This is a genomic window from Bacillus massiliigorillae (assembly GCF_000380245.2).
In the GTDB taxonomy this organism is placed as follows: domain Bacteria; phylum Bacillota; class Bacilli; order Bacillales; family DSM-1321; genus Bacillus_AD; species Bacillus_AD massiliigorillae.
On the sequence record NZ_HG428743.1, the window covers coordinates 237,746 to 264,110 of the forward strand.

Sequence of the window (26,365 nt, forward strand, 5' to 3'; positions counted from 1 at the left end):
AGTCAATCACTATTCAATGAAGATTGCAACGGTGTCCCCGTTTGCCGATTTAATATCAACAATTTGTCCATCTAATTCGTTTTCAATGGCTTCCACAATAAGGTTAATATCTATATCTTTCACGTATTTTTCCGATTGAGGAATACTTGCTGCAATGCTGTGTCCAGCCATTAATACAACCTTAACCAGTTTGATAGGTAGGTTGACTGTGACATTATCATCTTCAGCTGATACAATACGAACTTTTAATGTTTTATCTAAATATGTAGTCGGCTTTTCAATAACCTGGCTACCTGTTTCTTCTTTCTCTTTTAATACGGCAATCAATGCTGATGCCTTATCTGCATCAATCTTGCCTTCTTGAACCATTGTTAACACTCTTGCAATTTCCTCTTTCATGATAAATTCCTCCCTATTCCTCTTTTAAAAGCTTAATAGCTTCTTCTGCTGTGATTTCGCCGTTTTCCAACATGGTGACTACTTTTTTCTCGTCTACTTCATTTTTCTTCTTCGTCTCATATCCAAGGGATGAAATGATGTCTGTTAACTTCCCACGAACCGTTGGATACGAAATTCCTAGTTCCTTTTCAACTTCTTTAATATTCCCTCTACATGTTAAAAATACTTCTACAAAATGAAGCTGATCCTTTGATAAAGATGCCAACTTAGATAGTTCAAACTCATTTTCAATCGTTGTGTGACAATGTGAGCAATGTAACTTTGTAATTTTCAATGTTTTACTACAAACAGGGCAGTTGGTGATTACTTGATAGGCCATAATAAAATTCCTTTCTTTGTATATAACTCGATTATACAACAAGAAATTAAAAATATAAATAACAAAATTAATTTTTTTAATCATATAAATTAATAATATTAATTTAACGGTTAATATTATTAATTTATATTTTCGTCATTCAAATATTATATTTACCATAATGCTTGAAATTGTAGACATTCCTCTTGGTGAAAATATCTAGTTGTATAATGACCATGATTACTTAAACTTCGAAATGCTAAATAATGCTCCAACTGATAATGAATCACAAGGCGTAAACAATGTATTATTTAATGAGTAGAACTTGGAAATTAGTAAACTTACGGGTTGATTAAATGCAGATTACGAAGTGATTTGAGGGCCTCTTCTATATAATTGACTGGTCTTCTTTAGTAGTGACTGGAGGATTAAATTTTGAAGAAGGTGTGACTGATGCAATTAAAAAAGTGGAGCATTAGATATGATTGAGTTAGGAAGACCATTTTCGCTAATTCCCAATCATATCTTTGCAGGGACTTATTTAACAATAGAAGTGAAGCTAATCAGAACAAAGTTTCAATGGTTAAATAGAAAAGTTGGCTCTATATTAGAATTAAGCTAATATGAACTGCGACTTATCCTAATAAGTACAGCGAAGAAGATTTATGAATTAAAGGACCCTTTAGCTTGATAAGAAATCTCCTTATTCAAATACAACCATTTCTCCGACCTCTATAAACCCAAAGCGCTTATAGATATTTTCCCCATCCTTTGATGCTTGTAAGACAACGGGTTTTTGTTTATCTTTTGTTTGAGTAAGAAGGTATTGAAATATTTCACTACCATATCCTTTACTTCTAAATGATTCTTTTGTCATAACATCATAAATACCATAACTTTCTTTGCTATCTATTAGTAAACCAGTAGATACAGTTATTTCACCGACGCGTCCAATAAACATTTGAATTTCAGAACCTAAATTCACTTCAGAAAACTTATTAAAATAATTTTCTAACGCATCTTTTTCTGGTGTACCTTCAAATAGGCTTATAAAAACCTCTTTATATTCCTTAAGTTCTTCTAAATTTCTCACATGAGTAATCATAAGCTGATGGGACTTTCTTTGACCGACATTAAGAGTATTTTCAAGTTTCATCATTACATTACGTTCTGCTTCTTTTAGGCCGTATTCTTGCATCAGGTCTTGCCAGCCAGCGTTCAAAAACCGGGAGTCAATCCACGTACTAAAGGGATATTCTTTAAGAGACATATTTTCGATGCTACTTCTAATATTAAATGCATTTTTTATATGTGAAGATTTCGGCAAAAGTACATTGAATGTATCGGTGGGTATTTCTGTATTCGCCAAAACGAAATCTTCTTCTTTGATAAGCTTTCCATTAACCACATGAGTGAATATTCTTATTTTTTCTTCAAGATTGTTTATAACTAATTGTTGATTTGCAATCATTTTTTTGCTCCTTCCAATTAAATACAGCGCGCTCTCTTTTTTATTATAGGACCAATTCTATTTTAATAAAAGATTCTTCACAGTTTTTATATCCTCCCATAATTTTCAGAAAACTAAAAGCGCACTTGTTTATTTACTCCACAATCTGGACGATTATTGAAAGAATGACTCGCATTCTTTCAACAACTTTTTTGTCACTGCACAATTGGGAAGAGTATCATTGTTATATTATCGGATTTAGGAAAAACACTACCGGCGGGCTTTTCAGCTGATCACAGCTCTCAATATTGAAGTAAAGCACCTGTTTGTTTAAGTACATTCTTTGTGATTTTTGTTATCAAAAGCATCTATCCTCTTGTTATAGGGACTCTGTGTAAGAACTAGTAAACATTTTTACTCTTTTGTTTTCTTTATTCGTCACTTCCCCATAAAAATCTTCATATTTTTGGTTATGTTTTTTTATATTGTATTTTGATACTATAACGTCGATAACTTATAGAAAGGCAGACATGAATGACAAAAAAACTAATATTTTTATCCTTTATAGTACTATCAATTCTTATATCATCTACCTTAATAAATCTGGATAAGGCAAAAGCAACATCATTAAATGTACAGGAGTTTTCAAATCAGTTTATTTCTGAAAACGCTCACTTTACCCCATTAATAAACTTTAAAGAATTTAAAATTACATATAAAGAAATATTAATTAAAGCAGATGTAAGTAATAGTTTTGTTGAACTTAATCACGCTCAACAATTTGGTTTTCTATCATCTTACGTAAAACATCTTAGGTACTATTTAAGAACTGAATTGAAAAGTCCACATTTACGAACAAAATCAATTAATATTATATGTAAAACAAAAGACCAAACATACAAGCTTACTAATTGTATTCCTGATAAAAAGGTAGAAGTTAAAAGCGATAGTGAACTATACATTGATAACAAATTGATTTTGGGCTCTAAAGAACACAAAATCTTAATGGAACAATACTTACATAAAAATCCTCAGTTTGACTTCATAGACCAAGATATTGAAATCATAAGATATGCTACTAAATTGTTTAACAAACTTACAGTAGGAGGTAATTATTACAATCACAAAAAGGATTCGAAAGTTATATTAGACCTCGTTACAGAAAAGTTCGGAATTACTGAACAAGAATACAGTAATATATATAAGAAATATTTCTTTTTATTTGAATAACTCTATACTCCTAAATAAGGAGTATTCTACCGATTATTCTCTGAATATTTTTTAAAAAGACATGCGTAATCAACCTTCTGGTTCCTCATAATTAATTCTTTAAACGCTTATGCAACTAACCTGCCTCGATAGCACCATAACAAAAATAAGACTACTTATTAGCAGTCTTTATCTTTAACTCTAGCCCCCCCGTATGTTGTATAAGAAAACTCAAATTAGACAATAGAAAATAAATAACTCGTTATTTTTACATTAATTCACTTAAGTCATTGGGCGCAGAACCAGCAAAATGTATTACATACCAATTTACTGCAATTAGATAATCGGCTTTTCATTAGATACAAAGTACTCCATTCCAAATTAGTTTTCCATTAGTTTTCCAACTAACTTAGCGTCCTTAACTATAACAACTGATCTCCTATCAAGTCCATCCTGATCAAAAAAAATGTAAGTAGGTTCGCTTTTTAAATGTTCTGAATATGAGTATTCGTTTTCTTCCAATGATAGAGTAAGAGAATCTACATCCAACTGTAGATGTCCAGTAATCTTAAAAGGCCTGTGCATTTCAATTACCTTATTAATATATTGTTCAGATTCTAGTCTATTCAGAACAACAATATCAACTCCCAATTCACTACTAACATATATTAATTCTTGCGTATTAGACTTTTCATCCTTGTTATAAAGGTTACTCATTTCATACCTCCTGAATTAATATAAAACTCATCTATTCGTTATTAATAACTTCTTTTTATTAATTCCTGCTTATTAAACTTTCCTACTAAATCCTAAAATAAAAAAGCAGCCAACGACTTCCATGTCATTCCACTAACGCACCCGTTTGTTTAAGTGTAATTCTTCACAATTTTAGGTAACCTAAAGTTTTTGCTTATTTTACAGATAAAAAATAGAATAAAAAATTTTAACTCACTAAAGTGCTTTTTTCTTCAAAAATGCTCCACAACAAATCGATACGACTCCAATATTAATTAGAGAGGGATAATTAGTGTTATTTAAAAGGCAAGGCTCAGTTAAAGTTCAATGTTGATTTTTAATAATAACTTCCATAAAACAAGAAGTTATTTTTTTATATTTATTCACCTACACTGTATCAATAAATATTTTCTGCATCACAACGTAAATTATAAAATTCCTGAACTAATGTATTTTCCTTAGAAATGGATTCTTTCATTTTACGTAAAGTTCTTTTTCCTACACGCCGGTCCAACAAACACAATATTTTTATTAAACTATCATTCGACTTTAAAGAATTTTCAATTGGTGAATTAAAATATGTCTCCAGGGCAGAAAAGAAATCATATTGTGCGTAGATGCCTTCCATTCTTAGTTGGTCTTGTGCTTGTTCTTGGATTGCTCGATTATTATATACACTATCATAACTAAAATCATTTAATTGAATTCGAATATCTCGCTCTCTATAATATTCTTCACTTTCAGCAGTTATGGTACACATATTTAATATTTCTACTTTATCAACTGTTATAACAGCTCTACCTAACTGGTCGTGTGCTTTTCGATAATTAATCACTTGAAAATCTACTCTTGAACGTAAAGAATCGCATACAAAACTCATTAAAAGTTTCTTTGCTTTACTCCATTTTGGATGATATAACAATAAACTTCCTCCCTTTCAACTTATTAAATGCTTCAATTAAAATTTTTCTTTCAATTAAACTGAACAATTAACACATCTTAAATTTATATTATTTGATAACCATTGCTTGAACTGCTGGGAGCTAGCATAATAATCGATTTTTTCGCGGTAAATAGAAAATATTCTTGTCCCAAATGATTCTAATGTTAATTCTTTTTCTAGAGTGCTATTTCAAATTCCATATACTTCTAAATTAAAGAAAATATCCTATATACTCACGAATTGTCTTTTTAGTGCTATTGACTCAAAATCATAATTATCCTCGTAAAAACCTAAATGTAGATGATATCTACTGTCATACAAAATATCCATTAAGCACCTCTATTTTTATCATTTAGAATAATTAATTCTACTTATAGAATCAACAATCCTTCTTTCACTAACCTGCCCCGATAGTTGCATAACAAAAAAGAGCTGTTCCCAGCCCTTGATATTGAACTAAAGCACCTGATAGTTTAAGTGTAAAGTTTCACAAACAATGATTATAATGCCCCTAATGTAAATTAATTGTTAATTTCATTTTTTAGGAGTATATCGTGTAGTTATTGTATCTAAGAACAAAACAACTGCTGCTAATCTATATCGTTTTTCATATGATAGGGTATTACTATCATTGAGAAAATCATTTAACTCCTTTTTTTCTATGTGAGAATATAAAGCCAATGTCTCATTCGAAATTTGAAAACTTGTATTTAAATGTTCAATAATAGCTTTAACTCTTTCATCTGCCGTTACAAGTTCCATTCCATCTGATAATAGCCCAATAAAAGTTCCTATTTCTAATTCTTTCTCGAATGGTAAGTTGCTTAGAGTAGAATTTTTATACGCATAACCTAGAACTTCTTCTTCTTTAATTCCACTAATTAACCCAAAAGTTTTAGGTGACACTTTATATTTTTCTAATATCTTTTTTAAATCTTCTCTTGGGTCCCCAACTGTTAAATTATCTCCAACTATGATATCCAATTTTAAATTCCCCCTTAATATCTTCTGTAATTATTTCAATATCAATTGCTTATATCCCTTCTTGAACTAACCTGCTCCGTTAGCTGCATAAGAAAAAGCTGTCTAAATGACAGCTCTGATCTTCCACGTTGTTGCCGGAACAATGCAAGGATACTATTGCTGATGCTCGCCTATTCCAAATTTCCGGCAATATATGATTGGTTTCTTCCTTACTTAAGCCCCCGTCAGCTTCGTTGGGGACTTTTCAATGTAAATAAGTCCGACATTTTCGCATAATAGGGCCCTGAGAGACGACCTACCGGCTTAAGGTTGGCCAAATCTATTTTCCCATCCTTGTAGAGTGCATCTTCGATGTGTATTTTAACGACACGACCTATAACGAAGTTTGATGATCCGGCTCCTTCCCCAAATGTCAGCATGTTCTCCAACACACATTCCATTTGTATGGGACTTTCTTTAACTCGATACGGCATCACTTTCGAGCTAGGAATAGGTGTTAAGCCGGTCTCTTGAAACTCATCTATATCAGGGGCAAATTCTATGGATGTTTCGTGCACTTTCGTTACAATGTCCTCTGTAACGATATTGACAACAAATTGTCTCATCTCTTCAATGTTGCGTGTGGTATCTTTCTTCGTACCATCTTCGGGTCGAATCATGGGGGCAAAACCTACCATAAATGGCCAAGGACATACGCCGCAAAAATTACTGAAAGGCGCAAGATTGGGAATACCTCCCTTTGAGATCGTAGAGACCAAAGCAATCGGCCTAGGCAAAATAGAGCCTGTATATAATTTGTAACTGTCTTTCCACGTAAGGTTTTCAGGAATAATTTCCACGTTGATTTCATCCTTTCTTGATTAGCTCTTATATATTATTGATTGATCAATGACCTATACATTCAGATATCATGGCAGTTCCTCCTAGACTGTTATGACTGCAGTATACAAATTAGAGCCGACTCGAAGTCAAGGAGGGATTTTATAAAAATGGGATTCTAAATACTTGACTTCGAGTCGACTCTAAGGTGTATGATAACCACAAACCAAGATTACAAAGGAGGATGCATCCCTTGCTCACCATTAGCCAAGTGTCAGAAAGGACGGGTTTAACCCCTTATACATTGCGTTATTACGAAAAAATTGGAGTTCTGAAGAGCCCGAGTCGCAGAGAAGGAGGGGCACGGACCTACACCGAAAGCGAGGTTTCATATATTCAGTGTTTAAATCATTTAAAAAAGTTAGGTCTATCACTTGAGGAGATCACAGAATTTACTCGCGACGGTTGTGTGATGGAAAAAGTACAGTTAGGGGAAGACCCAGCCAAGTTTACTCCCACATTAAATAAGCGAACCGAAATACTTTCGAAATATCTGTTGGATTTAGTAGCCAAGCAGCAGGAATTAGATCAGATGATTTCACTTACAAAAGAAAAGCTAGCCGTTTATCACGAGCTTTCCAAAGGAAGTTACGAAGTTTCAAAATAAGTATGGCCTTGAGCTTAATGAATTGCTCTGCCTTAAAACTTGTTGTCACATAAGTTGCGACATTTCCTACTGACTTGGCTCAGAAAGCAGGACATCGAAGGGTGCTCTGTTTTTTGTGTAATGTCGTCAAACCAAAGCTTTCGTTCGTGTTTTGTCTAGTCTTTCGAGGAAATATTAAATATTTTTCCTTGATTCAATGTAATCCATATCCTTTGTGACTCTCCAATAGAACTGTTATAGCTTGTTGCATAGTATTGAGCATTTTTTTAGACTTTCGCAGAGACAACCTTCTAGTTTTTGAAGTTTCCACAAGTTTGGGAATTATCCCCTTTCTGTAGAAACCCTATTTTACATATACTACTTTCTTGATTTACTTTAATGTTATTTGTTGATTCTAGTTTTTCTTTATTCCACTATCCTGCCCCGATAGCTGCATAAGAAAAAGACCATCAAATGATAGCCTTGATCTTCTGCTATTGCACCCGTTTGTTTAAATACATTTAGTCACAAACTTAACTATTTTTCATTTTTTCCATATATCTATCGTCTAATTTTTCTTGATGTGTTTTAAAAATATCTTCGAGCTTTATATCATATTTATTCGCAATAACAATAATATTCCCTAACACATCTCCTAGCTCTCCAACAAGTTCCTGCTTTTTTTCACTATATGTACCATCAGATTCATCTGGGCGATCTCGTCCAATTTCAAGAGCTCTTATTGCTCGTGCAACTTCTCCAGTTTCCTCTGCTAAAAATCCTATGCGAATGAAAATATCTAGTTTAGACCATCCCCTCTCTTCATAATAGTCTTTAACCCATTGCTGAAATTCGTTAACATCCATATGATAATCCCCTTTAGTTCAAAAACATTTGAATTTTTTATATACTTTCATAGTATAATACACATTTGAGAAATTGAGGGATTGAGGGATTTTATGAAAAGTTTAGCAGTGTTTTGTGGTTCTAGTATAGGTGCTCTACCTACTTATAAGTAGGGAGCAATCGCATTAGGAAAAGAATTAGCTAATCAAAATATTACGCTCGTATATGGGGGAGCAAGTGTTGGCATTATGGGCACTGTGGCAGATACTGTCTTAGAATCAGGCGGTCAAGTAATTGGTGTTATTCCAAAAATGCTAGAAGATAGAGAGATTTCTCATACTAATTTAACAGAGTTAATTATTGTCGATTCTATGCACGAAAGAAAAACAAAAATGTCCGAATTAGCAGATGGATTCATCGCATTACCTGGAGGTCCAGGAACAATGGAAGAGTTTTTTGAAGTATTTACTTGGGGACAATTAGGTTTACATCATAAACCTTGCGGGATATTAAATATCGATCATTATTTTGACCAATTAATCAACTTTTTTACTCATATGAATGAACAACAATTTCTTCAAGACAGATACTTATCAATGCTTTTGAATGACACAAGTCCAGCAAGTTTAATTGAGAAATTTCGAGTATACAATCCTCCAGCAATAAAAACATACATTAAGGAAAATCAAGCTTAATATATTCGAGAGACACCATTGTATTCTGATGGTGTCTTATCGTTCAATGAGCTCGAATATCTTTAGAACCATCGTATTTCCTAATTGCATTTAGTTAGCGAACAATGATATGTAATAATGAAAGGCAAATAGCGATGCAATGGAGTTTGCATCGCTATTTGCCTTTGGTTACACACTCTAAATGTTTGAGTGTATGTGGCAACAAATGGGGTGTTTGTTAGTTTAATTATACATGCTCGTATCCTATTTTAATGAAATCAATCCAATTTTTCTTATTCGTCTTCAATTAATCTTTGAGCTAACGTCTATATACGCATTATTGCGCCATTAGGCTTTGGTAACTCTTGCTCTATTATCTGATTCATTTTACAAAAATGTTTAAAAAATTGTTGTGCCAGTTCTCGTTCATTTGGTTCACTTTTCAAAGAAATAATATCAAGCAAAATTTGAGCCATCCAAGAATTATCAAAATAACGGTATTTACCTGTATTCCACGTCATTTTTTCTGGGGACTTTTCATTTATATAATATTTCCAGAAAAGCAACTGATCAGACTCCTCTTTTGTAAGTTGGAGTCTGTATTTTGAATGAGCAGGAATATATCCATTTTCACAAAGCTTTCCGACAAAACCTTCATCCACCATATAGACACCTAAGATACGTCTGTCTTTTTCAGGCATGCTGGAATCTATTGCTGTTAACAGGACAGCGCTATTTGGGCGCAATCGGATCGGCTTGTTCGGCTTCCCCTTGTTATTACCACTTTTTATTACGCCTGAAAAAACCTTCCACTCTGAAACAGAACTATTCTGTTCTTCTGCATCACACCAAAAAACCATTTGTGATTTTGGATGAAGTTCATGATGTTTCATAAGTTTTTCGTATTCTAAGTGTAGTTCCCATTTTTTTCGTTGTAGTTTTTTTTCCTCTTCTTGTTTCCACTCTTCCTCTTTTCGTTCATTTTCCTTTTTTTGTATAATTTCATCAATTGATTTAGCATCACTTTTATCATGAAGTTTTAGGTGCTTTCCAAATACATCAGGGAAAACAAATATTTTATTTTCCGATGCGAAATGTATTTCAATCCTAGAATCATTTTGCTTAACTATACTACCCATGCCAAAACGCTTGTGTGTAACTTTCTTATTAATTAGATTCATTATTCAAGTCCTCCTATAAAAAATCGGTTACTAATAAATAATATATTGATAATTTTATTCGACTAACTTACTTTAAAGGGCATACAACTGTTTGAATTTTTTTCTTCCGTAAAAAAAGATATAAAAAAAACGTATCCAAATTCTATCTTCAAAAAAGTCCAGAGGAATTTGAAATACGATAAAAATACAATTAAAAATAATTATAACATTTTTTTAAAAAATTAACAAATTTATTATTGACAAAATATTTTACGGTAAGGTAAAATTAAATTTTATTCTCTTTACGTTCTTAAAACAACAATGAAATAAAGGCCTCCAAAAAGCCACAAAACTTTTAGGAACCCCGCCCCCCTATAAAGAACCACTTGATTATCGCTGGGAAAACTTCATATAAAATTAATACAAACAATTCCTTCCTAGAAAAGAAAACGATGAATTAATTCGTTTGCTAATCATATATGCTGAACATAAGATTTTTTCCAATGCAAAGGATATTTGCACGAAAATCAGGGTCGGGATTGAATAAGTCTACTTTTTCAAATTACATGATATAACTTCTGAATTTTCAGAATCAATCACAAATAACTTGTGTATCAGGTTTTCCTGTAGCTTTGGAATAAAGTTTGATTAAAAAACACGATTAAAGCTTAATTTCATCGCATACAAAAAGCTATCGTTTTGAATAAAGATTGATCAAAACGATAGCTTTCTTCTATTTTTAAGAACTGTTTTTTATAAAAAAGATTGATTGTTTTAAAGCTCCTTCTTCAACACCTGTTAGCTCTATAAGAAGATATTGATTGTTTACACTATATATTACTCTCACAAATGTTTGATTAGGGATTATTAATTTACTATGTTATACTTAACCCCTACCATTTTGAATACTACTTGTTTCATTTTTTGTTGCATTCAAACCCTATTCAATAATTGAATAGGGTTTTTGCTTATAAAAATCTTCATTAAAAATAAAAAAAGACCCTACAAGAGGGCCTTTCATCAGCTAATATTAAGCTTTTTGAACGTTAGTAGCTTGTAAGCCACGTTGTCCTTGTTCTACTTCAAACGTTACACTTTGTCCTTCGTCTAAAGATCTGAAACCGTCGCTTTGGATAGCTGAGAAATGTACGAATACGTCTTCTCCACCTTCACGCTCGATGAATCCAAAACCTTTGTCTGCATTAAACCATTTTACTTTACCTTGTTCCATAATTGTTGCCTCCTAGTGTGGATACCCACACATATGTTACTACTCTTGCTCAAATACCTTAGACGAAAAACAAAATTTATTCTCAATCTCAAACCGAACAAAAATAATTCTTTCTTAGAATAACATACTTTTTTAAAAATGGCAAATATCAAAAAGCATCAGAATGTTTAGCGTTGTAAATCCACAGTTTCCTAACACTTCACTAACGCTCGATAGTTTAAGTATATCTATTCACAAAAATACTAGTAGTTGTTTTAGCTGCATAATAAAAAAGGCTACTTAATAGCAGCCTCACTCTAAGTATTTATATATATTTCAGCAAGTTATTGGTTTACAGTCACATTCTTAAGATCCTGCCTTAAATGAATTTGTTTCATTGCATATCTTGCTATTGGTTGAGCAAGCAATAATTCAATCCAAAATGCAATTGCAAATTTTCTAGGCCAAATTATGAAGGAAATTTCCAAATGGGGCTAAGCTTATTTGCTTCATACCAATCCAAGAACCTATTATGGTTAGAAAGAGAGATAATACCGTTACAATTTAATAGTGTATCTAACAATATTCTAACGTTAAATCCGTCAGTCTGTCCTATAAACTTTGGCAGTAACTTTCCAACAATTGGTCCTGCTACTAATCTTACTAGTAGGCCCCTTTAGCAGCTTAAGGGAAATAATAAATATTTTTACTCTTTTGTTTCCAATTTTTTAATTGCTTTTCTTATTTCCTTCACACCTATATGAAAACATAAATACTAAGAGCGTGATTTTTGAATCACCTGTTTAATACTTCTTTTGTATTGGGAGTGAGAATTTAAAAATGAAAAAGTATTTCATCTCAATTATCACAGTGGTGCTTGCTTTAATATTCATTTTTTATAAATCACAAACAGAACTTAATAATAATGAAATTCTAGCTGAAGCTACTAATGGAATAAGATTATATCACCCTTCCAAAAACTTAATTCAAAATATCAAAAGCGAGTATGATAAAAATTCTAAGATTTTGATTAAAGTTAAATTAAACGATAACTACGATAATCTTGATTTAAATTCACAATTCGCTGTATTAGAATACATAAATAGACAGCTTAGATATCTTTTACTTATTAAAAATAAAAATCCTGAAATTAGTGAACCAATATATAATTCTCAACTACAAATAAATGGGCAAACACACTCAAATGTATATCTTTTAAATAACAATAAGCTTGGTAAAGAAAGCATTTTAAATTCCAGAAGCACCTTTCTAAAAAACAATAAACGTATTTTTTCTACTGACTTAAATCAAAGCATGACTATTTTACAAAAAGTTAACCTTAACATTGATCAAAAAAACAAAGATATCATTGAGTATACTAATTATTTCTATAATTCACTCACCCACTATGGTAGATATTACGACCCTGTAACTGATCATAAAATAATTTTAAATGTCATATCTAATAAGTTCTTAATTAGTAATGATGAAATCGCTAAAATCTACCTGAAATATTACTTTCAATTTAACCCTGCAGACTTCAATGTCATACATCAGAACGTTTTATCAACCTATATAATGTAAATTTGGATAACTTCTTTAATCAATTATCACTAAAGCCCATCAACTTAGATGAGCTTTTTTATTTGGACTCTAGCTCAACCTTGAGTTTCTTACCTTAAATAAAATACAAATTGTGGTAAAATCATAAGAATGCCCAAAAATTCAAACCTTACTCTAAGAAGATTATTATGAATAAACATAAGAAAGGACTTAACGTACAAATTCAAAATAAAAAAAGCCGTCACTTTGACAGCTTTAATCTTCTGTTATATCTTAATCATTTCTTAGAGCATCAATTGGTTTTAATTTCGCTGCGCGATTTGCCGGAAGTAGACCGAAGATTAATCCTATTACAAGTGAGAAAACGAAAGTTGATACTATAACATTCGGCGAGATTACTGGTACTGCCCCCATTAAGTGACATAGCCCCACAACACTTGAAATGCCAATTATTATACCTATAATGCCACCTATAGTGGTGAGGACCATAGATTCAATTAAGAATAAAGCTAAAATATCTCGTTTTTTTGCTCCCAAAGCTTTTCTGATACCTATTTCCTTAATACGTTCCGAAACGGAAACAAGCATTATATTCATAATTCCAATACCAGCAACTAATAATGATATTCCTGCAATTCCTACAAGAAGAAAACTCATAGTAGAAGTGACTAACTCTAAAGTCACAAGTAGATCTTGAGATGTCGTTATCTTAAAGCTATCTTTATCGTCGTTAAACTTATCTAATAACTGCTTTTCAATCCCTTTTACTGCAAGGTTCACATGTTCTTCGGAATCAGCTATTGCATTGACTCGTGAGACTCCTGCTTGTCCAAATAACCTTTCAGCCGTACTAATAGGAATGAGAATAGTGTCATCAAAAGATCTTGATATCGTCTGCCCTTTTTCTTCTAACAGCCCAACAACAATAAAGGATTCTCCACCAATAAACACTTCTTTACCAAGAGGGTTTTCATTCGGGAACAGTATAGCAGACGCATCTACACCTATGACAGCTATTTTTTGCCTTGTTTTAACATCAATATAACTAATGGTACGACCAGCTTGTACGTAGAAGTTATTTACTTTGTTATAACCTTCAGTCACACATTCGATTGTCAATGGTTTATTTAGAGCTTCTGTTCGAATATTTGTTAAGGCTCTAAATTCAGGAGACACCTCTTCTACACCTGCTTGGGTCTTCCATTCTAAAACTTCTTCATACGGGACAGTCGTCTCCGCCCCTCTACCAGTTATACTCACCATTATTGCGTTAGAACCTAATGAGTTAACTTGTTCCGTTACTGCTTTTGAAGATACACTCCCAAGTGAAATAAGCGTTATGACAGATGCAATACCTATGATTATTCCTAGCATTGTAAGAAATGTTCTTAACTTTCTTGACCATAAATTTTTAAATGCCATTTGAAGTACTGTAAATTTAGTCATTTCTCACACCTACCTCAGTAATTTTGCCATCCCTAATACGAAGAATTCGAGAGGCTAGCTCAGCTACCTGGTTATCGTGAGTAATCAGAATTATAGTGTGACCTTGCTGTTCGTTTAACTCTTTTAATAGCGTCATCACCTCTTGTGATGTTTTAGTGTCTAAAGCTCCTGTAGGTTCGTCGGCTAAGATTATAGGCGGATTTCCTGCTAAAGCCCTAGCAATCGCAACTCTTTGTTGTTGTCCACCACTTAATTCATTAGGAAGATGATCCTTACGATTAGCCACCCCTACCTTTTTAAGTGCTCCCATAGAGCGTTGTAATCGCTCCTTCGCAGGAATTCCACGATATATAAGAGGTAATTCAACATTCTGTAGAGCAGTTAGCTTATTCAATAGATTAAACTGCTGGAATATGAATCCTATCTTTTGATTACGGATTACAGCTAACTCATTTTCCCTAGCCGTATCCATTAATAAATTATCTAAAATGTATGTACCAGAATCAGGGACATCCAAACATCCGAGTATATTCATTAAAGTTGACTTACCAGAGCCAGAAGGTCCAATAATAGCAACCATTTCCCCTTTTTGCACCTCAAGAGATACATCTTTTAAAGCATTTATCTCTTCCCCTCCCAAGACATACTTTTTACAAATGTCTTTCATTTGTATAAGCATCAAAGGCCTCCTCTTATAGCTAAGCCAAACATAGTGCCATTCATTTTAGTTGATTGATTAAAGGATGTAGATTTTTTGAGAGTAGGTAGTAAAATGATTTGCCCTTCCTCCAAGCCACTCAGAATTTCAATTGATACAGCGTCATTTACCCCTGTTAGCACCTCAACTTCTTTAGAACCTTCTTCAGTCTTAATCTTTACGTATTGCTTCCCCTCTTTTTCTACGAGCGCTTCTATTGGAATAATTAAATGATTATTGCTTTCGTACACTTTGATTTTTGCATTTAAACTCATCCCTGATTTAATCTGTTTTGGATCCTCTATAGATACTTCAACCTTGAACGTCGCTACACCATTCATAGATTCACCTTCATTTGCAATGCTAATCACTGTCCCCTTAAAAGCCTCATCAGGAAACGCCTGTACAACAATTTGAACTTCTTGCCCCATTTGAATCTGAGGTATATCCAATTCATCAACAGACAATATAGCCTTCAGTTCCTTGAAGTTCGTTATTGAAGCGATTGTTTGATATGCACCAATTTCACTTCCAACATTCAAATCTGTCCCCACCGTTAAATGTCCACTTATAGGTGCATAAACAGAGGCAGGAGCTTTTTCTTTCTTTTTCAGTATTACAAGGCTTTCATTTAAACTGTCTATTTCAAGTAGGAGCTTTTTAATTTGAGTATCCAAGTCAGTAAGACTAAAATTAGAGTTTGGAAAATCCGACGATTGTAGAGATTTTTTTTTCACATCTTCTAATACCTTCAATTCTAATTTCAGCTTTTTAATTTCTATTTCGACATTTTTCTTCTCATTTGATAAGTTAATTGGCTCAAAGCTTAGCAATAAATCGCCTTTGGATACGTATTTACCTTCCTCCAAATAATTCGCTTTTATTTTCCCAGCTTCAGTTGTATTAATCAGTAATTTATTAATCGGAGCCACAGAACCTTTACTCGAAACATAAACCTTAATATTCCCCGGTTTGACCTGAAATGTACGTGCTTTTTCAACCTCCGTTTGCTCAGTTTGAGATATCGGAACAGTAATAGCCACCGCACCACCTATACATATACAAGCAATAATGGCTAAGACTAGTTTTGTTTTCTTCTTCATAGAACACCTCTAAAAAATAAGCTATGTATTTTGTTATTATGCCTCCAATGCCCAAAATGTTATTAATAGATAAATGTAGGAGAGCAAAAACATTAAATGGCATAGATGATTGTCTAGAGATTACATACCTAAACTAAATAATTAAACAAAAAGAGAGTGCAATTATATGCACTCTCCCGACTATTATTAATAGCAATATGTATTTACTTTGTTTATGATCACAAAAAAGATTTAATATGAAAGTTCATTAAGAAAATCAGGATAATTCTTTTATATATTTCGTAACATTCCCTAAACAACAACTTCCTTGAGGATTGTTTACTTCACAACCACATCTTTTTTCTTGTATATTCTCTCGAATATGAGCTAATGGATTAGGAGAAAGTTCATTTTCTAAATAGTATTTTATGTTTTCTTTTGTCCAACCGAAACAATAACAGATTGGAGTACTTAATGAATCATCCTTTTGATGAACAACCTCTTTTATATCAGATGTAAGATACTTCTTATCATTCGTATTAAAATAAACGACATCACAATCTTTAGTTGAGCAAAAAAAGTAATTTTCCTCAGCATTTAAAGTTTCTAATGCAGATGGAACTAGCATTGATTTTAAAGTTATTAACTTTACACTTTTCGCTTTTTTGTTACAAGATGAACAAACACTATTATGTTCACTATTTACCTGATGTTCACTGCTACAACAATTTGACATTATTCTTCCGCCTTTACAATTCATTCTTAGAAACTAAAGTTTCGATAATTGGACATTCATACATAGATTTATCAGTGGGGCATTTCTCTCGCAGATGAATAAGCATTTTTTCAATCCGCATTAAATCTTTAATTTTCATTTGTACTTCATCGATTTTATTACTAACAAAATCATTCATATCTTTACAACGCTCAGCGTCCTTATCAACTATTCCAAGTAACTTTATAATTTCTGACAAAGTAAAGCCTAAATCTTGCATTCGTTTAATAAACTTTATACGATCAGCACTTTCTTCTGAGTAAACTCTATAACCAGCATTTGTCCGAGAAGGTTCATTTAATAAACCTTTTCTTTCGTAATATCTTATCGTTTCTTTATTGACACCACATTTTTTAGCAAGTTCACTAATAAGATACATTCTCTAATCCACCTCATATCAAGTATAAACCCTGTACCTTAGTACAGAGTGAAGAGATTTTTAATATTTTTCTTCTACTATCTTGTTCCATAAGAAAAAGCCGTCTACATGACAGCTCTTTCTAATAATATTGCATCCATTACTTTAAAAAAATCGAAGCTATTACAACACCAATTATAATAACAAGAATGAGTATCCCTGTACCTTTCCAACCTAAACTACCTACCAAATCCGAAAGGCTTCCACTATTTGCTCTATTAAAAGCGTCGTTCATATTCCCTGTCGGATTACCTCTTAATTCTTGTTGTCTTAATCTCTCTCTTTTTTGTTCAGAAGTTTCTTTGTTGTCTTGCATATAAACACCCCCTGTAAAATAAACAAGCATCCCTTTAACCTTTACCATAAATAGCTATTATCCTTATTAAACTATTCTGCACCGTTTGTTGCATAAGAAAAACTGTCTAAATGACAGCCTTGATCTTCAGCTCTAGCACCTGTTAGCTTCAATGTAATATTTCATAAAAACACTCGAAATGATTCGTTAGCTTCATTACAATACTCTACATTTGATTCCATAATAACCTCTTCCAACTACTCCACGATAAATTTCATAAATAGTACCATCAATTTGAACTATAATATTTCCTTCTTCTTTTGAATCAAGAAATTTATAATCCAGTCCTTGTTCGCCACAATACTTGACTATTGCATTTTTTGCGATATTGACGGTAGGATACACAGAGATATCATCATAAGGAATTTCCATTGACTTCTTTAACAAATCCTTTAACGCATCCTTAATCATAAATAATTCTCACCTTTCAAGACTTAGTATAGTAAAACAAAAGTAAATTGATTACTCACATACTTCATAAGCCATAATTCTTACGAAAACAGCCTATCATTATGGAAATGTAGGGATAATTATCGAATAAAAGCAATAATTATCATAAGGAAGTTTGTAATTGAACAAATTAAGCCAATCACAGCAAGATAATATCCCTTTTCTATATCAATATTTTTTAATGCCAGTCCTGAAAATACAATCCCTGCTATTGGAACAATCCCCCAAAGAAAAATGAAAAAAGAGCAAAGTCCTAATACGAAACCAACAAGAGCAAATGTGTTTGTCTTTTTGTTTTCCATAATATTTTCCATAATCTTCTCGCTCCAATCTCTATGTATTTATCCAACAAGATGCTATTGATAAGGCACAAGACGTATACGCCATCGAACCTCTTTTTTCCGTTTCATCTTAAATTAGAATCGTTATGACACCAACAGCACCTAATTTAACACCTAGACGTTCATTCTGATGTGTATCCATTATCTCCTACCTTTTTAAGTCTTATAATCGATTAATACCCTTGCACGAGTGAAATAAACTGAATTTTCAATGAACAAATTATCTTATTCAATTTTCCTGCCCTGTTAATTTAAGTGCAAATCTTAACAAATTAATGACAGAATAAAGAATTAAATCTTGATATTATGGTCCTCTCCATCCACTCGTGTTACGGCAGCAATACCTTCTATAATATGTTCGGGGAATCCTTCCTTACGCAGGTCATCAAATGTGATAGGAGTATCCTCCACTAAATCATGGCACACCCCAACAATCTTCTCTTCCAATGTATTTACCCTTTGCATAACCGCAAGAGGATGCAGAATGTATGGATTACCACCTTTATGGTGGATGACAGCTAACTCAATTGCTCTTTCTAATAAGTCCTTCATCTAATCTCCCCCCTATGAATTCTATAATATCAAGCACGCTTATACTTTCTAAGGAATCGCACCCCTTAACTATTAACCTGATAAATTACAAAATATTAAAAAGCCGATTAGTTTCATGAAACTAATCGGCTGTAAAAGAAATTAAAGATATTCATAGTAGTTAAAAGAAGCAATAAGAGCAATCAATAAGCCACTCATAACAAACCCCATTATAATTGTCGCAAGATATTCTCTTGAGCGTTCACTATATTTCTTTTGAAACCATGCTTCTAATCCGAACGAAAATATACAGTAGCCTAGAAAAAGAAAATAACTATAAAACGATGTAAAACCTACTAGAGCTATGATTACCGAATAGATTACAGAAACACTAACAGTTACCCATCTTTCATACTTTGTATAAAATTTTTTTCGCCATTTCTTTTTTTCTAACCCCAATCGTCTTCTAACAATCCGTTCAATTAGACTTGAAATCAACACCACAGCACCAAAAGCCAATACGATTTTAAGTAAAAAAATATCAGTCACCCCAGTCTGTATGTAAAGAAATTATGCCATATATAGTAATATACACTAAATATTCCAAAATAATAAGAATATTACCACGCAGTAATTCTTAATATCTGAAGAATAAGTCTTTATTTTTATGAATTACAGGATGTATAATCATCAAAGTAGACACCTTTACTTTCGGATTATTCTGTCAATATAATTTGATTAAATGAAAAAGCTATATCGGTAGTCTTTGGGTGAATTAAAGAAATCAGATTACTAAAGGAGTAAGAAGTTGAAAATAAAAGACTTTACTTTAACTGCAATTTTTTTATCTATTATTTTATTATGTGCTTTCACGCCATTTGGATTTATACATTTAGGTGTAGTAAAAGCGACTATCATTCATATTCCCATCATTATAGCTTCTATTATTCTAGGGCCAAGAATTGGTGCTTTCCTAGGGCTTGTGTTTGGATTCACTAGTATTGCTGTAAATACGATTAGTCCAACATTGCTATCATTTGCTTTTTCACCAGCGATTCCTGTTTTAGGATCAAGTCAAGGAAGCTTTTGGGCGCTATTTATTGCCATTGTTCCAAGAGTAATCATTGGCTTTATTCCTTACTATGTTTTCAAGGCTATTCGTAAAGTGATATCTAAGAAAAAAGACAATCAAAAACCTGCTTTATTTATAACTGGTATACTTACAACTTTTATTCATACATTTTTAGTCATGGGCTCTATTTCTTTCTTGTTTCAAGACGCCTATGCTGAAGCCATTAATGCTGGCAGCACGAGTGCGATTTATAAAGCTGTTTTAACTGTTTTCTTTACAAATGGACTAGCTGAAGCAGCCCTTGCTGGAGTTGTAACAATGGCAGTAGTTCCACCGTTATTGAAGGTATCAAAAAAATAACGATTTCTTTAACTATTTTTTATTTAATTAAATTATGACGGGTAAAGAAAATGCCTTTGACATTTCTAACAAACACTAAAGAAATGTTCAAAGGCATTTTACAATCTTTGTTCATTATGAAGTTTCAATAGGCAATAAAACCTTGGGATACCCAATCTTTCGGCTTTATATTCTGTCCTATCCATTCCTTCTGTGGAGCTACGTATGGGGCGGTGGCGATTAAATGATTATTTTGCCAGCTTGCTGCTTTGGAACGAATCATTTCATCGAGTAGAATTTGAATAAATTCTTCTGGTTGAAGTTGAAAGGAATAACGTGCAAAATCTTGAAACCAGCCACAATTTAGTAGATAGTGATCGATTTCTTCTTTTGCCAATCCGTTTTTAATAATTAAAGTGAATGAAAAAATCCTCTTACAAGCATGCCAAGAAACCTTTTCAGGTGCTGTAAGCCACTTTTCAAAGCGTTTCCTTGCTGCATCAAGGGAAGCCATAGGATTCTCTGCGGCAGGTCCATGCCCTGAATAAACCTTTTGAATCCGAAGCTTGGACAACCGATCCAAACTTTCTAGCGAGCGTTGGATAGATGTCACACCCTCTCGAAAAATATTCAGCCAGCCTATATCATTGCTGTGAAATAGATCACCACAGATTAATATCTCTTCTTCAGGCTCATAAAAGGAAATATGCCCTAACGTATGCCCTGGTGTGTGCAAGACTTTCAAGGTTCTACTTCCGGTAATAATTTCATCATTATCTGAGAGCTTTGTATCAACTCGATAAGGTTCTACAGGCTGATCTAACCACTCTGCACTACAGGCTTCAGAGTCACAACCATTAATTAAATCAGCATCCCATTTATGTGCCGCAATCTGAATATCATAGTTACTTTGGAAGTGAAAATTACCGCCTACATGGTCACTATGATAGTGTGTATTCACAATAAGATGTAGTTCTTCTGGTGAAACGCCTGCATCTTTTATGAATCGCTCTGTTTCTTTCACATCACTTCCGAAGCCCGTATCAATAAGAATTGGAAGCTGGTCCTTAATCAGAACCATATTTGCACTTGGAAATTTCCTCTCGAAGAAAATGAAACTGGATTGTTTCATAAGCTTTCCCTCCTTATACTCCATGACTTTACTATGATGATTGAACGTTTGCTCAACTATATTATATATATTTTACAGAATATTGAAAATATTACAGCTTCACTCGGAGATATTACTTTAGGCTTGAACAATAACCATCTTTTTACTGTTTCCCTCTTCTACTACCTCCCCAATACCAGAAAAAAAAGGAACTGCGCTAACAATCCCTTTACGCACCTCCGACCACGATTAACGGTCAAAAATGAATTCTCAATCCTTTACCAACATTTACGATTGAGAGTTACCTCGAACATCCTCCTTAAATTGCTCCCATTTATCTTCATGCTCAACGAAATACAGTGGACATAACTTGCCGGTCACGTCATAATGGCGAATAATATGATTCACATCAAGATTGCACTGCTCTCTTAACCACGCCGTAAGCTTAACTAAAGAATTATAGCTCGCTTGCGTAAATTGTCCAGTTTCATCAGGGTGACAGACCTCAATCGAAATCGTATCATTATTGCGCCAGTTCGTCGCAGATGATTTTTCACTAAGTGGAATAGCCTGAATAATTTCTCCCTCAAGACCTATAACAAAGTGAGAGCTAACTTCCGATTGCGGGCTATTATAAAAATCACGATTCTGCTGTGCGGTAGTCCCTGGATTTCCAACATAATGAATCACGATATCTTTGACATCGTCTAATTTCTCGCCACGTCTAGCAACACCGCCAATATCAAGGAGTTGAACATCAACCCATTCAGGTGCTGACACCTTTTCTAACTCACTGATTTTCTTATCAGTAAATAGAAAACCTACCGACCATTTACAAATAATAAAAGCGACATAAAATAATGCAGCTATCAATATAATTTTTCGTACACGTATCTTTTTTCTACGTGTGATATTTCCCCGTTTCATGCTGTTTTCTCCTCACACTCTATCAAATGAATGCACTTCTTCTAGTAATCAATACTTCTATCATATCCATAATATTTGAAGAAAAACTTAGAAAAGTATAAAGAAATTCTTAAGAGTTGACTGAAAATAAATTGACATATATAAAATTCTAATTAAACATTAAGATATAAAACAGCCTAGGCCCAAAAATCTATTCAAAGCTATAATGTACAAGAGGTGATATACATGTCAAAAAAAGAAGAAATAATTTCAGCTGCAAAAGAATTAATCTATAAAAATGGGTATCAAGCAACTTCAATCAGCGATATATTAACTGCTGCTAATATTGGTAAAGGGCAATTCTATCATTACTTTTCTTCAAAATATGATTTAGGTTTAGCTGTAGTAGAAGATATATCAAGTGAATGGGAGCAAGAATTATTTCAAGAAATATTTCAAGCAGAGTACACGCCTAAGGAAAAAATACAAAAAATGATTGATCGAACAATTATGTTCCATGAAAAAACTAAAAATAGTTCAGGCTGTCCAATTGGAAACTTGGCTATTGAGATGAGTGAACATGATGATATTTTTAAGGAGAAAATTCAATATATCTTTAATGAATGGATAAACCATCTAGAATTGACTATTAAAGAGCTAAATAACGATATTGAACCGCCATTTATATGCCCAAGGACAGAAGCTCAACTAATTGTCTCCATGATTGAAGGCGGAATTCTTTTAATGAAAAATCAAGAGGACATTACATATTTGATGAATATTACTGAAGAAATACAACGCCGTTATAAATTGATTTAAAATTAGGAAATTTATTGAAATGGAACAAAAGATTATGTTAAAATTTCTGTACCAAACGGTAGGTACATTCTAAAAATATTAGACAATAAACCAAATTAGTTAGGAGGAATACTGTTTATTTTTAAGGACTAGCGTTGAAAGCACATATAAAAACCCTAAAAAAATCTCTTTTCGACAGGAGTTATATTATGGTAAAGAACTTAAACCAATGGGTCGCTTTGTTTCTGATTGTAATTGCAGAATTATTTGCTTTAAGTGTTTGGTTCAGTGCATCTGCAGTCATATCTCAATTACAAGCTGAATGGCATTTAAACCTTACTCAGAAATCCTTTATTACGGTAGCTGTGCAAGCTGGTTTTATTTTTGGAGCTGTTCTGTCCTCGTTATTTGGGATTCCAGACCATTTTAATACGAAGAAAATTTTTATCATATCTAGCTTTCTAGCAGGCTTCTTCAATTGTTTTATCATTTTTTCTCCTAGTATTGAAGTGACACTTCTCTTACGCTTTCTTACAGGCGTTTCACTAGCAGGAGTTTACCCTATCGCTATTAAACTAGTTACTTTATGGTTTAAAGGTAGTCGGAGTATTAGCGTAGGCATCTTAATTGCTGGATTAACATTAGGATCGGCATTACCACATATGATTGCATCCTTAGAAACCTCACTCAATTGGAAAACTGTCATCATTTTCAGTTCAACATTGGCTTTCATTTCATCATTATTAATCTTTCTTTTCCTCCCCAACAAAGAAAACAATACAAGTAAAACCAAGCTCTCTTTAGATTCTTTAAAATCTGTCTTGAAAGATAAGAAAGTAATGCTCGCTAACTACGGATATTGGTTCCATATGTGGGAGCTTTACGCAATGTGGACTTGGTTACCAACATTTTTATACTACAGCTTTAGTCAGTATGGAATAGAGTCATATAGCTCAATTGTTGCCTTTTTGGCAATAGGTGTATCAGGAGCTATAGGTTGTATTGTAGGAGGAATTTGGGCAAGTAAAATTGGAAAAGAGAATTTCTCCATAATCGCCATGACGTTAAGTGGCCTTTCTGCCCTAGCAATTGGCTTTACGTTCCATATAAATATAGGGCTAACCATTATTGTTGCATGCATATGGGGAGCCTCAATAATAGCTGATTCGGGTCAATTCTCGGCAATGGTTAGTGAGTATGCAAAAGTGAAATATATTGGGACTGCGTTAACATTTCAAATGGCAATCGGTTTTCTCCTGACTATATTCTCTATTTATCTCATTTCCTTCTTAGAACCTATACTAGGATGGCAACTCGTCTTTATATTCCTTAGCGTAGGCCCATTATTGGGTGTTATTCCGATGTTTATATTAAATAAACTTAACAAGAGAGTTAATCATAGCTTAAGAAATGAGAATAAAAATATTTCTATTTGAACAGAAATAAAGAGATGTCTAGAAAGCCAATTTCCACTGACTTTCTAGACACCTCCTTGTTATTGATTGACCTCTTCATGCGTATGTATATCCGATAATGCCGCGAAGAAAAGATCTGGCTCTTCCATCATTGTCATATGCCCTGCATTGGGAATGACATACATTTTTTTATGAGGGGCATTAATTTCTTCAAAGTATTCTTCGGCAATCACATATGGAACCTGCCAGTCTTCTTTACCTAAAATATAATACATGGGAACTTCATATACTGGTGATTCATTACGTAGATTGAAGTCACCTAGAAAACGATGAAGGTTGGAATTTGTTTTAAAAATCTTCATAAAGGCGATAATATCCGAAAACTTAAAGATTGGGCTTTGAAATACAGTTAGCCATATTCTGAAATCAATCTTTATTCCTAATTTATATTTCCCTTGAAGCTTTCTAATCTCATCACATTTCTTTAAGAATTCTTTGTTGAAAACGATTTTCTCGCCCGGATATTCTCCTAATATCTCAAGCTTTTTCAGCGATTTTTTATCCCCTGCTTCTTCAATCAGTTCTTTTACTTTTTGATAACCAACTTGTTCATTTTCAAGCATATTGACAACCTGTCCTACGCCTATATAATAAGCAATCTCATTGGGATGTTTTCTGATAAACTCAGAACCTAAAACACTTCCCCATGAATGACCAAGTAGAACGATTTTTTGCTTATTATATTTTTTCTTTAAATATTGGATTACCTCAAATAAATCTTGCAGTGCCAAATCAATTGTTGGGAGATCATTAGGGTTTTCAGTCAGTGTTTTTCCAGCCCCACGCTGGTCCCAATGCACAACCGTATAGATTTCCTCCCATTTCTCCTGAAAGGCACGTGTAAATAAAGAAGTTACTGAACCAGGTCCTCCATGCAAAAATAGCAATACGGGGTTATCATGACTTGTTCCTAAATGAAACAAAAATTGTTTAATACCATTAATCGGAATATATTCTTCAAGATAAATGGGTCTTTTAAACTTATTTTTCATAACTCCCAGTCCCCTTTTCTTGCAGTTCTTCTTCTTTCAAATTCCTTTAATACTCTCTTTTGAGTTTCATTTTGGTTATCAATCTCACTCATTTCTAAATTACTATCTGCCTCAAATCCATCTTGTTCCTCACCATCAAAATGATATAGTTTCTTTAATAAACTCCACATCGTTTCAAGATCTTCTGGCGAGAAGTTTTTAAAAAGGTCTTCCAAAAAGAATGTTCCTTTTTCAGCATCTACTAGTAAGGCTTGTTTTCCAGACTCCGTAATTTTCACATTGATTGCACGTTTATCTTTCTGGCTAGGTACTGTCGTTACGTACCCCTTAGCTTCAATAATGTTTATTAACTGTTTCACGCTTTGTTTCGTGGCACCTAGCTTTCTTGCAATATTATTTAAAGTTGTTTCATCCTCGGGTAAATGAGTAATTGCCACCATTGCCATATACTGTCTAGATGTTAAAAACTCAAGGTCTTTATCACCTTTTATTTGAATCTTATTAGCAAGAGAAAACAATGTGCCATAAGCTTGCTGCATTAAAAACAAATCTCTGTATATATCCATAAATACACACCTCCC

General features: G+C 33.1%; 30 protein-coding genes and 2 pseudogenes. 7 read left to right on the plus strand and 25 right to left on the minus strand.

Going from position 1 to position 26,365, the window contains the following annotated elements; all coding sequences use genetic code 11:
- Positions 1–9 precede the first annotated feature (9 nt).
- The 3 genes from TX86_RS19815 to TX86_RS19825 form a co-directional block, all read right to left on the minus strand.
- Positions 10–399 (minus strand): SHOCT-like domain-containing protein, encoded by a 390-nt coding sequence (locus tag TX86_RS19815; protein WP_042351549.1) that lies wholly within the window; start codon positions 397–399, stop codon positions 10–12.
- 13 nt (positions 400–412) lie between these two features.
- Positions 413–778, minus strand: a complete 366-nt coding sequence (locus TX86_RS19820) for a DUF2089 domain-containing protein (protein WP_042351550.1) — start codon at positions 776–778, stop codon at positions 413–415.
- A 682-nt stretch (positions 779–1,460) separates the two neighbouring features.
- Entirely contained in the window at positions 1,461–2,228 is a 768-nt protein-coding gene (locus TX86_RS19825; RefSeq protein ID WP_042351553.1) for a GNAT family N-acetyltransferase, read from the minus strand.
- Between the two features lie 513 nt (positions 2,229–2,741).
- On the opposite strand from TX86_RS19825, the gene TX86_RS19830 reads away from it, so the two are divergent.
- A complete protein-coding gene (locus TX86_RS19830) occupies positions 2,742–3,437 on the plus strand; it encodes a hypothetical protein (protein ID WP_042351554.1) in 696 nt (231 codons plus the stop codon).
- A gap of 360 nt (positions 3,438–3,797) precedes the next feature.
- Here TX86_RS19830 and TX86_RS27315 read toward each other — a convergent pair whose 3' ends face one another.
- From TX86_RS27315 to TX86_RS19850, 5 genes and pseudogenes are all read right to left on the minus strand, one after another.
- Positions 3,798–4,133, minus strand: a complete 336-nt coding sequence (locus tag TX86_RS27315; protein ID WP_042351555.1) for a hypothetical protein — start codon at positions 4,131–4,133, stop codon at positions 3,798–3,800.
- A 415-nt stretch (positions 4,134–4,548) separates the two neighbouring features.
- Positions 4,549–5,073: an SF0329 family protein gene (locus TX86_RS19840; RefSeq protein ID WP_042351557.1), complete on the minus strand. Its 525-nt coding sequence runs from the start codon at positions 5,071–5,073 to the stop codon at positions 4,549–4,551.
- Between the two features lie 54 nt (positions 5,074–5,127).
- Positions 5,128–5,424, minus strand: a pseudogene (locus TX86_RS27915) (DUF3986 family protein).
- Between the two features lie 204 nt (positions 5,425–5,628).
- Complete coding sequence (locus tag TX86_RS25925; RefSeq protein ID WP_052343782.1) at positions 5,629–6,078, minus strand: HTH domain-containing protein; 450 nt, start codon at positions 6,076–6,078, stop codon at positions 5,629–5,631.
- Positions 6,079–6,302: 224 nt separating this feature from the next.
- A complete protein-coding gene (locus tag TX86_RS19850; RefSeq protein WP_042351559.1) occupies positions 6,303–6,917 on the minus strand; it encodes a flavin reductase family protein in 615 nt (204 codons plus the stop codon).
- Positions 6,918–7,150: 233 nt separating this feature from the next.
- Here TX86_RS19850 and TX86_RS19855 point away from each other — a divergent pair, with 233 nt between their 5' ends.
- A complete protein-coding gene (locus tag TX86_RS19855; RefSeq protein ID WP_042351560.1) occupies positions 7,151–7,564 on the plus strand; it encodes a MerR family transcriptional regulator in 414 nt (137 codons plus the stop codon).
- A gap of 512 nt (positions 7,565–8,076) precedes the next feature.
- On the opposite strand, the gene TX86_RS19860 is transcribed toward TX86_RS19855, so the two are convergent.
- On the minus strand, positions 8,077–8,409 hold the full coding sequence (locus TX86_RS19860) for a MazG nucleotide pyrophosphohydrolase domain-containing protein (RefSeq protein WP_042351561.1): 333 nt from the start codon (positions 8,407–8,409) through the stop codon (positions 8,077–8,079).
- Positions 8,410–8,502: 93 nt separating this feature from the next.
- On the opposite strand from TX86_RS19860, the pseudogene TX86_RS19865 reads away from it, so the two are divergent.
- Positions 8,503–9,084 (plus strand): annotated as a pseudogene (locus TX86_RS19865) (LOG family protein).
- Between the two features lie 305 nt (positions 9,085–9,389).
- Here TX86_RS19865 and TX86_RS19870 read toward each other — a convergent pair.
- Both TX86_RS19870 and TX86_RS19875 read right to left on the minus strand, forming a co-directional pair.
- Entirely contained in the window at positions 9,390–10,244 is an 855-nt protein-coding gene (locus TX86_RS19870) for a hypothetical protein (protein ID WP_042351563.1), read from the minus strand.
- Positions 10,245–11,253: 1,009 nt separating this feature from the next.
- Positions 11,254–11,454 (minus strand): cold-shock protein, encoded by a 201-nt coding sequence (locus TX86_RS19875; protein WP_042351565.1) that lies wholly within the window; start codon positions 11,452–11,454, stop codon positions 11,254–11,256.
- 819 nt (positions 11,455–12,273) lie between these two features.
- Between TX86_RS19875 and TX86_RS19880 the strand changes: the two genes are divergently transcribed.
- Complete coding sequence (locus tag TX86_RS19880) at positions 12,274–13,017, plus strand: hypothetical protein (protein ID WP_042351566.1); 744 nt, start codon at positions 12,274–12,276, stop codon at positions 13,015–13,017.
- A 252-nt stretch (positions 13,018–13,269) separates the two neighbouring features.
- Here the strand turns inward: TX86_RS19880 and TX86_RS19885 are convergent, their stop codons facing one another.
- The 10 genes from TX86_RS19885 to TX86_RS19930 form a co-directional block, all read right to left on the minus strand.
- On the minus strand, positions 13,270–14,442 hold the full coding sequence (locus TX86_RS19885; protein WP_042351569.1) for an ABC transporter permease: 1,173 nt from the start codon (positions 14,440–14,442) through the stop codon (positions 13,270–13,272).
- Positions 14,435–15,121, minus strand: a complete 687-nt coding sequence (locus tag TX86_RS19890; protein WP_042351570.1) for an ABC transporter ATP-binding protein — start codon at positions 15,119–15,121, stop codon at positions 14,435–14,437. Before TX86_RS19890 ends, TX86_RS19885 begins: the two co-directional genes overlap by 8 nt.
- Positions 15,121–16,242, minus strand: coding sequence for an efflux RND transporter periplasmic adaptor subunit (locus tag TX86_RS25930; protein ID WP_052343784.1), 1,122 nt, complete (start codon positions 16,240–16,242; stop codon positions 15,121–15,123). The genes TX86_RS19890 and TX86_RS25930 overlap by 1 nt, the downstream gene beginning before the upstream one ends.
- Positions 16,243–16,498: 256 nt before the next feature.
- The gene (locus TX86_RS19900; RefSeq protein WP_042351572.1) at positions 16,499–16,957 is read right to left on the minus strand and encodes a putative iron-sulfur cluster-binding metallochaperone; all 459 of its coding nucleotides are present in this window, start codon (positions 16,955–16,957) and stop codon (positions 16,499–16,501) included.
- Positions 16,958–16,970: 13 nt separating this feature from the next.
- Positions 16,971–17,375, minus strand: a complete 405-nt coding sequence (gene merR / locus TX86_RS19905; RefSeq protein WP_042351573.1) for a mercury resistance transcriptional regulator MerR — start codon at positions 17,373–17,375, stop codon at positions 16,971–16,973.
- A 139-nt stretch (positions 17,376–17,514) separates the two neighbouring features.
- On the minus strand, positions 17,515–17,730 hold the full coding sequence (locus tag TX86_RS19910; RefSeq protein ID WP_042351576.1) for a DUF6366 family protein: 216 nt from the start codon (positions 17,728–17,730) through the stop codon (positions 17,515–17,517).
- Positions 17,731–17,925: 195 nt separating this feature from the next.
- Positions 17,926–18,180, minus strand: coding sequence for a DUF4318 domain-containing protein (locus TX86_RS19915; protein WP_052343786.1), 255 nt, complete (start codon positions 18,178–18,180; stop codon positions 17,926–17,928).
- A gap of 119 nt (positions 18,181–18,299) precedes the next feature.
- Positions 18,300–18,533: a hypothetical protein gene (locus TX86_RS19920; RefSeq protein WP_042351578.1), complete on the minus strand. Its 234-nt coding sequence runs from the start codon at positions 18,531–18,533 to the stop codon at positions 18,300–18,302.
- 318 nt (positions 18,534–18,851) lie between these two features.
- Positions 18,852–19,112 (minus strand): hypothetical protein, encoded by a 261-nt coding sequence (locus TX86_RS19925; RefSeq protein ID WP_042351579.1) that lies wholly within the window; start codon positions 19,110–19,112, stop codon positions 18,852–18,854.
- A gap of 141 nt (positions 19,113–19,253) precedes the next feature.
- The gene (locus tag TX86_RS19930; RefSeq protein ID WP_195892931.1) at positions 19,254–19,589 is read right to left on the minus strand and encodes a DUF4181 domain-containing protein; all 336 of its coding nucleotides are present in this window, start codon (positions 19,587–19,589) and stop codon (positions 19,254–19,256) included.
- Between the two features lie 310 nt (positions 19,590–19,899).
- On the opposite strand from TX86_RS19930, the gene TX86_RS19935 reads away from it, so the two are divergent.
- Positions 19,900–20,523 carry an ECF transporter S component gene (locus tag TX86_RS19935; RefSeq protein ID WP_042351581.1) on the plus strand — a complete coding sequence of 208 codons (624 nt, stop codon included), beginning with the start codon at positions 19,900–19,902 and terminating at the stop codon, positions 20,521–20,523.
- Positions 20,524–20,647: 124 nt separating this feature from the next.
- On the opposite strand, the gene TX86_RS19940 is transcribed toward TX86_RS19935, so the two are convergent.
- A complete protein-coding gene (locus TX86_RS19940) occupies positions 20,648–21,634 on the minus strand; it encodes an MBL fold metallo-hydrolase (RefSeq protein WP_042351583.1) in 987 nt (328 codons plus the stop codon).
- Between the two features lie 267 nt (positions 21,635–21,901).
- Positions 21,902–22,540, minus strand: a complete 639-nt coding sequence (locus tag TX86_RS19945; RefSeq protein ID WP_042351585.1) for a peptidoglycan recognition protein family protein — start codon at positions 22,538–22,540, stop codon at positions 21,902–21,904.
- A gap of 225 nt (positions 22,541–22,765) precedes the next feature.
- Between TX86_RS19945 and TX86_RS19950 the strand changes: the two genes are divergently transcribed.
- Together TX86_RS19950 and TX86_RS19955 are read left to right on the plus strand one after the other, a co-directional pair.
- Positions 22,766–23,338, plus strand: a complete 573-nt coding sequence (locus TX86_RS19950) for a TetR/AcrR family transcriptional regulator (protein WP_042351586.1) — start codon at positions 22,766–22,768, stop codon at positions 23,336–23,338.
- 188 nt (positions 23,339–23,526) lie between these two features.
- On the plus strand, positions 23,527–24,753 hold the full coding sequence (locus TX86_RS19955) for an MFS transporter (protein ID WP_042351588.1): 1,227 nt from the start codon (positions 23,527–23,529) through the stop codon (positions 24,751–24,753).
- A 59-nt stretch (positions 24,754–24,812) separates the two neighbouring features.
- On the opposite strand, the gene TX86_RS19960 is transcribed toward TX86_RS19955, so the two are convergent.
- On the minus strand, positions 24,813–25,784 hold the full coding sequence (locus TX86_RS19960) for an alpha/beta fold hydrolase (protein WP_042351589.1): 972 nt from the start codon (positions 25,782–25,784) through the stop codon (positions 24,813–24,815).
- Entirely contained in the window at positions 25,781–26,350 is a 570-nt protein-coding gene (locus tag TX86_RS19965; protein ID WP_042351591.1) for a MarR family winged helix-turn-helix transcriptional regulator, read from the minus strand. Before TX86_RS19965 ends, TX86_RS19960 begins: the two co-directional genes overlap by 4 nt.
- Positions 26,351–26,365: the final 15 nt, after the last annotated feature.